The sequence below is a fragment of the Yersinia similis genome, assembly GCF_001053095.1.
Taxonomy (GTDB): Bacteria; Pseudomonadota; Gammaproteobacteria; order Enterobacterales; family Enterobacteriaceae; genus Yersinia; species Yersinia similis.
In genome coordinates this window covers 123199-135458 of record NZ_CGBP01000003.1, presented here as the reverse complement: position 1 = coordinate 135458, position 12260 = coordinate 123199, and the positions used below count along the sequence as shown (strand labels likewise).

Genomic DNA, 12260 nt, shown 5'->3' with positions numbered 1-12260 from the left:
TGATTTGTTCTTAGCTCAATAGAGAATATTTCCTAGACAAATATTGCTTTTTTATTTGCCTTTGGGCTGGCAAATAAAATGACAATTAATAAGGTAAAAAGCAGGGAGCCAATTGCAGCCCCCTGCGGTTTTTATCAGTCAATAACCCTTTATCAGCCAATACTCATCGTGACGATAAATTCGTATCAACAACTGGCTTAGAAACTGTAACCCACGTTCAGATTGATGGTTACTGGTGTCTTGATATCTTTACCGCTGGACAACTTCACTTCAGAACCGACAGACAGGTTAGGGGTGATGTTGACGTTCATGCCTGCACCGGTATTCACACGGGTCCCGTTCAAGTTATTGTCAAACACTTCCTGATTCACCGTCACTTGGTTGTTTTTTGCGAATTCATGATCCACCGCGAAGATAGCGTATGGCTTGAGTTCTGCGCCGTTGTTCATCACGAAGCGGTAACCTGCATTCACCCCAAGGGTACCCATCGCAGAGCGGGTGCTGCTGCTCTGTGCTTCCATGCCGTTAGACAAGGAGATGTTGCTCTTACCCGAGCTAAAGGCGCTCATTGCAACGTACGGAGAGACGTAAGCCTCATTGAAGTTGAAGTGCTTACCGGCTTTCAGTGCGATACCCATACCCGAGAAGTTAGACACGCCGCTGGCGCTACCGTTAATTGAGGTGATGTTAACGTCTTGGCTAAACTGGTTATTCTTCACTACCGCGTTCATGTAGTAACCGCTGTTAGCCAGGTATTGTGCGTAGGCACCGAATGAATGGCTATCCACTTTACCTTTGCTTTGATAATCCGTTTTGATATCAGAGCTGCTGTAGCTGGCGAAACCACCAATGCTCAACACGCCGTCTGCCAGTGCAGTGGCTTTATCACCACCCAATGTCATCCCGTTCAATTTCTGATCGAAGTTAGCGGCGCGGCCTTTCACTTCAAAGTTGTTGTTCAGGTAGCTGCCCCACATACCGCTTTGGTTGGCTTCTGTACTTTGCTTATCCAAACGCTGTTGAATAGAACTTAATTCAGCGTTAAAGATAACCGGTGTGGTGTTAGCCACGGCCAGAATACCGGCAGTGCCTGGTGTCATAGCCGATTTATCTGCGGTTAGGACAAAGTTACCGCTGGCATCTTTAACCAGGTTGGTCATGTAGTTACCTAAAGCAACCGGGCCATTGGCTAAGGCAAAGCGTGCATCACCACCGTGGGTATTAACCACATTCAGGTTAGTTGGTGCTTGACCGCTGCTATTCATTGCAATGATGAAGTCACCGTTCGCGTCACCGGATACATTCAATGGTGCGACTGAATCGCTTTGCATGACCGAACCGAGGTTAAAGTTCCCTGTACCATTCAGTGAAGCCATGGTCAGTTGAGCATTTTTCGCGTTGCTCATATCGACAGTGCCCCCCGTCATAACCACATCGTTGAGAGCGAACTGTGCAACTGGTGCGGCGGCAGGGACTGGCATTGCAGGGGCTGGCATTGCCGCACGTGCATTTGATAAGTCCATGGCCGCACGGGCAACTGGCTGAGCCACCGCCTGAGCAACATCGCTGGCGAGCAATTCAAGGCGGCCAGCCAGGTTCAGGTTTGCTTGTGCGGTATCTGCACCGCGGTTCATGCTGATCTGGCTATCAGTACTGACATCAAGCAGGCCAGAGGCTTTAGCGCTGTTGGCAAAATCTGCACGGCCATTGGTGAGGCTCAAGTTTTCCAGTGAGCCGGCTACCTGTGCCTGACCGCCAGTTAACGTGGTATCTATCGCCTTAGCACCGCTTGCGAGTGTGAAGGCACTGTCTACCAGTTGGATTTTGTTGGCCGTGGATTGATCTGCCATGACGAAGGTGCCGCTATTGACCGTGGTGCTGTCCGCGTGCGCGCCATCTTTCAGCGTAAACAGGCCGCTATTAAGGGTGGTGTTATTCGCTGTAGCATCGTTCGATACGCTGAATTTACCGCCATTCAGTGTGGTGTCATTCGCTGTGGCATTTTCAGCCAGAGTGAAGTTACCTGCGCTGAGTTGGGTGTCGTTGATCTTGGCTTTGCCTTTAACCGCAAATTTACCGCCACTCATGTTCGTCGCGGTGACCGCGGCATCACCTGCAACGGTGAAGGTACCGTCAGTCAGGGTGGTGTTGTTCGCGGTGGCTTTGTCAGCCAGCGAGAAGTCACTTGCGTTGAGTACGGTGTCTTCAATCTTGGCATTGCCTGTCACAGCAAATTCACCACCAGTCATCTTAGTCTTGGTGGCAGCGGTATCACCTGCAACGGTAAAGGTACTGCCAGTCAGGGTGGTGTTGTTCGCGGTGGCGTTGTCCGCCAGCGAGAAGTCGCTTGCGCTGAGTACGGTATCTTTGATCTTGGCATTGCCAGTAACAGCAAATTTGCCATCACGCATGGTAGTTGCGTTAACATCGGCATCACCTGCAACGGTGAAAGAACCACCAGTCAGTGTGGTGTTGTTCGCGGTTGTTTTGTCTGCCAGTGTTAAGTCACTTGTGCTGAGTAGGGTATCTTTGATCTTGGCATTGCCGGTAACAGCAAATTTGCCATCACTCATGGTAGTTGCGTTGACATCAGCATCACCTGCAACGGTGAAAATACCGCCGTTGAACGTGGTGTTATTGGCGGTAGCGGTGCCTGTCAGGCTTAATTTACCGTCATTAATGGTCGTATCACGCACGATGGCATTACCGCTGGCGGCCACGTCACCACTGCTGATCATTTTTTCGATAACGGAATGGTCACCTGCGGTCACTACACCACCTGCAGCAACCTTGGCACCGGTTGAGAGTGCGGTGGCCGTTTCGCTACCCGCCAGAGCTAATTTACCTTCAGCACCTACCACAGTATCAACATCAAGCCCGCCGTTATTGTTCAGCGTGCCTTTAGTCAGTTCGGTTCCTCTGGCGTAGCCTTCATTCAGGTTTACGGTACCGCCTTCGGTCACAACGCTATCAATCGCTTTACCGCCCTTGGCTACATTTTGTGTGCCACCAGCCACTTGGGTGGCAATGGCGCTGGTGCCCTCAGCGACTTCTTGTTTCTCGGTAGGCGCAATGGTCACATCAATGGTCGGCAGATCAGTTGAAGGAGAGACGTTATTTTGGGCGGTAACTAACTGCTCAAGGTCCTGTTTGGCGGTAGTCAATAAGCCATCTTTCTCTACTACAACTTTATCAGCGTCTTCTTTAGCTTTTTCAGCCTTTTCAAGGGCTGTTTTAGTTTGTTTCGCTTTTTCTGCGGCTTCTGCATGAGCTGCTTCTGTATCCTTGGCTGCCTTATCGGTGATTTTGGCTGCTTCGATAGCCTCTGCTGCTGCTTTAGCTAGTTTAGCTGCGCTTTCTGCCGCGTCGAATTCACCCTGTGCTGCGCCTTTATCGCGGTTAGCATTGCTGAGCGTAGAAGCTAAACCAGCTGTTTTGGCCTCTTCGGTACTTTGTTCTTGTTCGATCTTACCTTTATTTATTTCTAACTCACCTATCTTCGCAACAATTTCGTTAACTGCTTGTTGGGCATTGGCGATAGCATCAAGTTCTTGTTTAGCTGCTGTGTTATATTTTTCTTGATTCTCTTTTGCTGTGGCTAACTTCTCTGGCTGTCCTGAACCGTTATCATTTTCGGCAATTGCAAGGTCACCTTTGGTTTTTTCATGAGCGGTGAAGAGCTCTTTATACCCACCGTCTTTAGCGTCTTTAGCGTCTTTTTCGGTTTTAGCTTGTTGAACTTCATTAAGTTTATTATCCAACTGTCCCTTATCGGTATCTTTCGCTTGTGTTAAAGCTGCTACGACAGGTTCGAGCCGTTTTTCGATTTCTGCAAGCGCCTTTGTATTCTCTTCTTTCGCATCTAGGGCTTTTTGGGCTAGAGTTGTTTTTTCATCTAGAACAGCTGCTTTTTCTTCTTGTACATTTGTTGTATCGATCACGGCTTTGGTGACTATGCCAGCAATACCATTAGTAGCAGGATCTAATTTTTGGCCACTAACCTCGACGGCCTTAATGGCATTGTCTTTAATCCCATCTTGCTTGAGTTTTTCGCCAGCAGCTTCTTGTTTGGCTGTCTCTTTATCCTTAGCGAATTGCTGATAAGAGTCATTGACAATTTTTTTGGTTTTTTCCTGTGAAGCTGCTGCTTCGGCTTCTTTTTTGACATCATCAAGTATCTTCTGTGCGTCAGCTTGCGCTTTCACTTTTTCAGCTTTATCAGTAACGCTTTTTGCTAATTTATCGGCTTGTTCTTGAGTAATTTCACCCAACCCCAGCAGTTCTTTGACTTTATCAAGCAGGCCCGGTTGTTCAACAGCTGGTTCAACAGCAACAGCGCCACCATCAGCTACTGGGGTAGAGATGTTATCAACCAAACCATTGTTGCCGCCGTCGATGACTACTGGCGCAGCCATAGCCCCGCCAGAAACCAGCGATGAAATTAAAATAGACAGTGGTAACAGACGCGTATTAAGAGTATTACTGTTTTTCATATTCTGTGTTTCCTATTTATTTACTGTTATTTAAAGAGAAGGTTAAAGAGAAGGCGCATTTTAAATAATAAGTGACAAGATAATTCCGATAAAAAATATACCGACACAAAAACACAAAACCTAATTATTAAAATATGAAAATTTAATACATATATTATTTTAGGAGTTTAATTTATTTTTAATTTATTTTTAATTTTCATAACTAACTGATTTTTATTGATTATAATTTTTAGCGCGATGTTTTTTTATAACTTATAAAAATAACTTCCTGCTGTTATTTGTTATTATTTTTTTATTATCAATTCTTCGTTGACGGTTTTTTGATGATATTTAATTTTTTTTGAATAATATATTTTCTGTTTCTGCGGGTTTTACAATTTTCATATGAGGTCTGTTTTGCTCCCCATATTTATTTTTAGACGAATACTGCAATTCAATTATCAACTTCTAGCCCATCTCAACGAAGTGACAAAATAGGCGTCAAAATGGTTTGTATCACTTAGTACCAGGATTGAAATGAGTTTACTGACTTGCGTACTGCCGATGGTAAACCGGTAGCCACTCGGGCTATTAAAAAAGTAGATATCCTCAAACCCGATAATCAGGTGATCTGCTGCGTGGTCTGGCAGCCTGAAGATGGGGGGTATCATTAGCCAAGGCTAAAACTAAGACTCCATCCCTGAAGGGGGAGCGACCGATTTGTCTCTCGCTTGTCGCCTTGCCGTAACTCGAATTATTTAGGGTAGGTATAATTTTTTTTAGCGTAAAAACTTTATGTATTAATAAAAGACAATCAACTCAATATATTCGTGTTTGTATTTTAAATATATTTCTCATAATAAAGTCATTTGTAATAAAAAAAGTTATCAATAAATTATTTATTCTAATATAAAGTTTTTAGGTCGAAAAATAACAATCTATTATTTTAAAGTAATAGATGATTAATAGTAGCTTAAAAGGTATATATATTATGAGATATAATCGTAACCACATACTAACTTTAATGTTCTCTTTGTTGATTTTTGATGCGTATGCAGATGAACCAAAAGTCTGCTTTTATATGGATGATAACTATAATGGTGAGTCTCTCTGTACTACTCAAGGGAATTCAGTTGCCGACATTCCGGATCAATGGAATGATCGTATATCGTCAATTTCTGTTCCTCATGGTTTAATTGTAACTGTCTATGGTGATATAAATTTCGCGGGTGCTTCTCGAACGTTTGAAGCTGATGTGGATTTGGTCTCAGATAAAAGCCTGATGTATTTAAATGATAATATAAGTTCATTTGAAATAAAAAAGGCAGTTTGTTTTTATGGCGAAAGTAACTTTACAGGTGACTCGGTTTGCTTATCTGGTGGTGAGGAAATTGACTTATATAGAGGTGGCTATTCTGAAAGGAAAAAATCTCATTTGTTAAATACATTGAATGATGACGTATATTCAATAAAAATCCCTCCAGGAATGCAAGCTACAGTCTACGAGGACGATAACTATAATGGTAAATATTTTGTTTTAACAGAGGATTACACATCTGATGATTTATCGTTCATAAGAATGAACAATAAAATTAGTAGTATGCGTGTTTCTCAAAGTGAGAATTTCATTTGTGATCGTTTCTGTTCTATAAAAAATTCAATGCATTTTAAAGTACAAGATTTTTTTGGTCCCTATTGGAGTGACCCACGAATAAAATATAGAGATGTATTAATCGACTTTCAGTTATCTGACACGGATAATTATTCAATAAAGTTTTTTGAAAGTGGTGTTATTAGAGTTAAAGATTATAAGTTATTTTTCTTTGATGGTGATAAAAATAATGGTGATGGGTTGGATTTTGATTTATATGGAAAAAGTAGTAATTTATCATTTTTATTGCGTTTTAATGGTGGTTTTTTTCAAATACAATTTGTTGAATCATTAAATAATAGAATTGTTTATTCTTCTCCTTTGATTGGAACGTTAATTGATGTTGCTAATTCAGATATTATTTTTGATATAAATAATATGGATGAAAATAGCCCAATAGTTATCGATAAAATGGTATTAACTGTTGGCAAGGAGCATAACCGGACTGAGCGTAGTGCTCTGGGGCTAGCTGCTTGTTGGGCAATACCCTTACTCAGTATTTATAACTATATTGTTCAGGGGCATTGTAATCAGGTAGATAAATTTGTCCATAATACTGCCGATTTTTTTGGTAGCACGGCAGATAAAATATTACAAGTATTTGGCTCTTCGTTGCCGCTGGCAAAGGTAACGAATAATGAAACATTCGATGACGACGCTACATTACTTAATTTTATGTCAGATGTTAAAGGGCAGTTAACCTATATTACAACCAACATGGGCGAACATGCATTAACCGTACCGGCAACGGCACTTGCGTGCAAAGCCTCAATGAGAGATAAAATCCTGCCTCATCTGCGTAGCCGACGTGATCTTGCTCCAGGGTGTATCGATTGGACTCTGAATATCTTGACCGATTTTACCTTGTTGTTTGGTGCCAGCATTGAGTACTGGAATAGCGAAAATTTTGGGCGAGTAATAGAAAATATTGTTCGCGAAGGGGAGATCGGTTCTGCTGTGGCAGATGTGGAGACGGCATCACGTTTAGTCGAGTCAGTTCAGGCCCATGTGGCTGAAGCGACAGAGGTTGCAGATATCGTGCATCTCAAAACGGCATTCGATTTTTCTCAACTAAGTTATGTCAATTATTTACGTCATACTGAAGAAGAAGTGATACCGCCACAAGGAACGCAGGCGCTGCCCTTGGGGCGTTATGAACTGTCACTGGTGGATTACCATTTTATTGAGACGGTACCCAGAATTCGTCAGGATGGCCATTGGGTAGAACGCCCAGATCTGCATTTTGACATTGAAGTGATTATCGGGATGCCCGAAGAGACAGAAGAGAGCCGGCAGGCACTTTTGCCAATTATCGAAGATTGGCAGCGTAGATATCGTCAACAAGAATTGCTTTTTCAATCCTCTGAAATTCCTCCAGAAAGTGGCTTGGGTCGACATGAAATTGAGCCGTTGTTAGAGGCTTCACGACTGACTAGCGAAGTTGCAAGCAGTTGGTTAAGAACCAGCCGTGATGATTTTGTTTATGTCGTAGTCCGTTTGGAGGGCCAGGTTATTAGCGTCACTATGGCGGTCGATATTAATGATCATGATGCGGGGGTTGCCGGGTCGTTAACTAACCCAGATTATGTACTCGCACCCTATGCTGAAGGGGCCGTCAGAGGCGCGGGTACGGCGGCGACCCGAGCACTGGCCGACCACTTTAAGCGCAAAGGGAAAATATCCTTGGTCTCTTCTGTTATCAGTCAGCCATCGGCTATTGTGAAGAAAAAAGTAGGTTTTAGATTTATTGAAGAACTCTAAGGGTATTTGGCATTAGCTGCTTGGAGAAATAGATAAATTAAACGTTATTATATGCTTACTGCATATATCTTCTAAGTGACGGCAGATTGTTACTTAGAAGACGTTACGGTTTTTATACAAAATGTGAGATGTGTACAAAAATGAACGTTTAAGATGATTTTTTTTTAATGAAATGTTGCGATTCCCGTATGCAATTGCTACAAGCGCACCTATAATCGGCGACCACTTATACCCGGCATACTTCAAGTGCATGTGCGTTGGCTGCTCTCATTAATCCTTGAGGCTCACCCAGCGGGCTAGCATAAATGCGGGGCAAATCGGTTGTCGCTCAGTTGCTGCCTTGCTGCAACTCGAGTTATTTATATTTAGGGTATAGACAGATCGGCATCATTTTAGTGCAAAGGAACTGGCCGCCAGCGAAGCAAATACGCTTATCAGAGCAGGTTCCGAGTCCGGTTAATATTAGAAATCCAATAGAGGTTATTATGGCTTTAGAACGTACTTTCTCGATTATCAAACCAAACGCTGTTGCCAATAACGACATCGGTGCCATCTATGCGCGTTTTGAAAGTGCTGGCTTCAAAATCATCGCCGCAAAAATGTTGCACCTGACCAAAGAACAGGCCGAAGGTTTTTACGCTGAACATAAAGGCCGCCCGTTCTTCGATGGTTTAGTTGAATTTATGACCTCTGGCCCTATTATGGTTCAGGTTCTGGAGTGCGAAAATGCGGTACAGCGTCACCGTGATATTATGGGCGCGACTAACCCAGATAACGCGCTGGCCGGTACGCTACGGGCTGATTTTGCTGACAGTTTCACCGCGAATGCGGTACACGGCTCTGATGCTGTTGAATCTGCTCAGCGCGAGATCGCTTACTTCTTCGCAGCAGATGAAATTTTTTCCCGTAGCTAATGTGTTAATTTAAGTGGCTAGTGGGTTGATTCAATGCAGGAAGGTGGGGGGATTTAATCAACTGAAACAATAAAGTTGCCCAGACACCTTTCCATTCATGGAATCCGTGCTTTAAAATTTGTACAATGCCACGCCCCAGTAGAGACAGCTCTGCTGGGGCGTTCTATTATTTATACATTCTATTATTTATCGCCGTTTCGGAAGCCGTACCCGGTTTAAAGCGCAGCGCCGTAAAGTGTAATAACGAGGCCACGACAACTCATGTCTGAACAATTATTAACTACATCAACGCCAATTGATGCCGCACTTCTGTCTGACAATGCCGTTCAGACCGCTGTACCTACTACCAGTAAAATCAATCTGCTCGATTTAAATCGTCAGCAAATGCGCGAGTTTTTTGCCGAAATGGGGGAGAAACCTTTCCGGGCAGATCAGGTCATGAAGTGGATGTATCACTATTGCTACGACGATTTCGAGCAAATGACTGATATTAATAAAGGGCTGCGGGCGAAATTGCAGCGTGTTGCAGAGATCCGTGCGCCGGAAGTTGCAGAAGAGCAACGCTCTGTCGATGGCACCATTAAATGGGCAATTAAAGTCGGCGATCAACAAGTTGAAACGGTATATATCCCTGAAGCAGACCGCGCAACTCTGTGTGTATCGTCCCAAGTCGGTTGTGCATTGGAGTGTAAATTCTGTTCGACCGCACAACAGGGCTTTAACCGTAATCTTCGCGTATCTGAAATCATCGGTCAGGTATGGCGTGCGGCAAAAATTATTGGTTCATTGAAATCCACCGGTACCCGGCCCATTACCAACGTGGTCATGATGGGGATGGGGGAACCGCTGCTGAATCTGAATAATGTCGTGCCAGCGATGGATATCATGATGGACGACTTCGGCTTTGGTTTGTCCAAACGCCGTGTGACGCTGTCCACCTCTGGGGTGGTTCCGGCGTTGGATAAACTGGGTGATATGATTGACGTTGCATTGGCTATCTCGTTACATGCGCCTACCGATGATATTCGCGATGAAATTGTCCCCATTAACCGTAAATATAATATTGAAACGTTTCTGGCTGCGGTGCGCCGTTATTTGGATAAATCCAAAGCCAACGGTGGGCGGGTTACGGTTGAGTACGTTATGCTGGATCATATCAATGACAGCACCGAGCAAGCCCATCAGCTAGCCGAGTGTTTGAAAGATACGCCCTGCAAGATCAATTTGATCCCATGGAACCCGTTCCCTGGTGCACCTTATGGTCGTAGCTCAAACAGCCGGGTTGATCGCTTCTCTAAGGTGTTGATGGAATACGGCTTTACCACTATCGTGCGTAAGACCCGCGGTGATGACATTGATGCCGCATGTGGTCAATTGGCCGGTGAGGTTATCGATCGTACTAAACGCACCTTGAAAAAGAAAATGGCGGGTGAACCTATTGCGATTAAAACAGTCTGATTCACAAGGTTAATTTGTTACATAACTAATTGTTATTTAACTTATAATTTGTTGAAATCTCATCGCGGAAAGGTGGCTAAAAACCAGTAATGAGAATAACATGAGAGCCAGAATTTGGTGCTGATCTGCATATATAAGGACAATTGAGAAAGCATGAAGCTGATAAAACTGTGGAGAGTTTGTCTGGTCGTAAGTGTATTGGCAGGGTGCTCCGGTACACCACCGGAGAACACAAGTCAGGCAGTTGCAGGGCAGACACGCTTACAACTGGGTTTAGCGTATTTGGCACAAGGCGATCTTAATGCCGCGCGGAAGAACCTTGAAAAAGCGGTAGAGGCGGATCCACAGGATTATCGCACTCAATTAGGGATGGCATTTTATGCGCAACGTATCGGTGAAAACAGTGCCGCAGAGCAGCGTTATCAACAAGCAATGAAACTGGCTCCGGGAAATGGCACTGTACTGAATAATTACGGTGCGTTTCTGTGTAGTTTAGGGCAGTATGTATCGGCGCAACAACAGTTTAGTGCTGCGGCATTGCTACCTGATTACGGTCAGGTTGCTGATAGTCTGGAAAACGCAGGTTATTGCTTTTTACGGGCTAATCAGGATAAACAAGCTCGGGTCTTGTTGAGCCGGGCGTTGAAGTATGATCCGGATAAAGGCGAGCCTCTGCTTGCGGAAGCCCAAAGGCATTTTGGGGAAGGTAATCGCGCACAAGCGCAACTATTACTGGATGTTTACCAACATACGCTTCCAGCCAGTGCTGAGAGTTTATGGTTACAAATTCGTTTCGCCGCGCTGGCAGGCCGTCAAGATAGTGTACAACGCTATGGCAAGCAGCTTGCGCGAAGTTTTCCACAATCCAAACAGTACCAGCATTTTCTAGCTAATGAATACTGAAGCCTCCCAAGATCAAACTGTTACAGAGACGCCAGGTGTGCGCCTGCGTCAAGCCCGCGAGTTATTAGGGCTAACCCAGCAGACTGTTGCAGAACGTCTGTGTCTGAAAGTATCCACAATCCGTGATATTGAGGAGGATAACGCGCAAGCTAATCTCGCCTCGACATTCCACCGTGGTTACATTCGTTCTTACGCCAAGCTGGTTCATCTTCCTGAAGATGAATTATTGCCTATTTTGGAAAAACAAGCGCCAGTCAGAGCGGCAAAAGTTGCCCCAATGCAAAGTTTTTCATTGGGTAAAAAACACAAAAAACGTGATGGCTGGTTGATGAGTTTCACCTGGCTTATTGTGTTGGTTGTGCTAGGTCTGACCGGAGCATGGTGGTGGCAAAATCATCAGGCACAGCAAGCAGAGATTGCCAATATGGTTGATCAATCTTCTGCCCAACTGTCACAAAATGGCGGGCAACCTGTGCCGCTAACTGATGATAACAGCGATGCTATTGCGCCAACAGATGCCCCGGCACCGGTAGCCAATGGTCAGCCAGTACCACTGACAAATCATTCAGCTTCGGCAATAACTAATTCAGTTCCAACAACAAGTTCAGTTCCAAAAAAAAATAGTACCGAACCTGTAGACACGGCGAATGCAAATACCGTAACCACAACGGATCAGGAGGGGGCTGCGTCAGCGGCCGTTTCCCCAAGTCAGGTACCGCAACCTGGCATGACCACAGGCCAACCGCCATTACCTACAGCAGACGCTGGGGTAAGTGGTAGTGCGTCATCTGTGGGGGCGTTGGTGATGAATTTTACAGCAGATTGTTGGTTGCAGGTTGTCGATGCAACTGGCAAAACGCTGTTTAGTGGTATTCAAAAAGGGGGCGCGGTCCTTAACCTGGCCGGTAAAGCTCCCTATAAGCTGACTATCGGTGCACCCGGTGCTCTGACGATTTCGTATCAGGGTAACCCGGTAGATTTAAGTAAGTTTATTAAGGCTAATCGCGTAGCCCGCCTGACTGTCGGTGTAGAGTAGAATGATGGTTTTGACATGTACCATTGTAGTTTTGGTAAACACTATGATGGTTTTGACAAATATCA

Annotated in this window: 6 protein-coding genes; 5 read left to right on the top strand and 1 reads right to left on the bottom strand. The window is 44.5% G+C overall.

All coding sequences use genetic code 11. The annotated features are described in order from the left end of the window. Positions 1 to 197: 197 nt before the first annotated feature. Positions 198 to 4493: an autotransporter outer membrane beta-barrel domain-containing protein gene (locus AC971_RS03720; RefSeq protein ID WP_048677327.1), complete on the bottom strand. Its 4296-nt coding sequence runs from the start codon at positions 4491 to 4493 to the stop codon at positions 198 to 200. A gap of 970 nt (positions 4494 to 5463) precedes the next feature. On the opposite strand from AC971_RS03720, the gene AC971_RS03715 reads away from it, so the two are divergent. From AC971_RS03715 to rodZ, 5 genes are all read left to right on the top strand, one after another. Continuing rightward, positions 5464 to 7884 carry a peptidase inhibitor family I36 protein gene (locus tag AC971_RS03715; protein ID WP_025380855.1) on the top strand — a complete coding sequence of 807 codons (2421 nt, stop codon included), beginning with the start codon at positions 5464 to 5466 and terminating at the stop codon, positions 7882 to 7884. 485 nt (positions 7885 to 8369) lie between these two features. Then, complete coding sequence (gene ndk / locus AC971_RS03710) at positions 8370 to 8798, top strand: nucleoside-diphosphate kinase (RefSeq protein ID WP_025380854.1); 429 nt, start codon at positions 8370 to 8372, stop codon at positions 8796 to 8798. Positions 8799 to 9059: 261 nt separating this feature from the next. Continuing rightward, the gene (gene rlmN / locus AC971_RS03705; protein ID WP_025380853.1) at positions 9060 to 10256 is read left to right on the top strand and encodes a dual-specificity RNA methyltransferase RlmN; all 1197 of its coding nucleotides are present in this window, start codon (positions 9060 to 9062) and stop codon (positions 10254 to 10256) included. 153 nt (positions 10257 to 10409) lie between these two features. Then, positions 10410 to 11159: a type IV pilus biogenesis/stability protein PilW gene (gene pilW, locus AC971_RS03700; protein ID WP_025380852.1), complete on the top strand. Its 750-nt coding sequence runs from the start codon at positions 10410 to 10412 to the stop codon at positions 11157 to 11159. Next, positions 11149 to 12195, top strand: coding sequence for a cytoskeleton protein RodZ (gene rodZ, locus AC971_RS03695; RefSeq protein WP_025380851.1), 1047 nt, complete (start codon positions 11149 to 11151; stop codon positions 12193 to 12195). Before pilW ends, rodZ begins: the two co-directional genes overlap by 11 nt. Positions 12196 to 12260 lie beyond the last annotated feature (65 nt).

Excerpts from the sequence above, each read along its gene's own strand:
- pilW (WP_025380852.1), top strand. The coding sequence starts at position 10,410 with ATGAAGCTGATAAAACTGTGGAGAGTTTGTCTGGTCGTAAGTGTATTG.
- rlmN (WP_025380853.1), top strand. The coding sequence starts at position 9,060 with ATGTCTGAACAATTATTAACTACATCAACGCCAATTGATGCCGCACTT.
- AC971_RS03720 (WP_048677327.1), bottom strand. The coding sequence starts at position 4,493 with ATGAAAAACAGTAATACTCTTAATACGCGTCTGTTACCACTGTCTATT.
- rodZ (WP_025380851.1), top strand. The coding sequence starts at position 11,149 with ATGAATACTGAAGCCTCCCAAGATCAAACTGTTACAGAGACGCCAGGT.
- AC971_RS03715 (WP_025380855.1), top strand. The coding sequence starts at position 5,464 with ATGAGATATAATCGTAACCACATACTAACTTTAATGTTCTCTTTGTTG.
- ndk (WP_025380854.1), top strand. The coding sequence starts at position 8,370 with ATGGCTTTAGAACGTACTTTCTCGATTATCAAACCAAACGCTGTTGCC.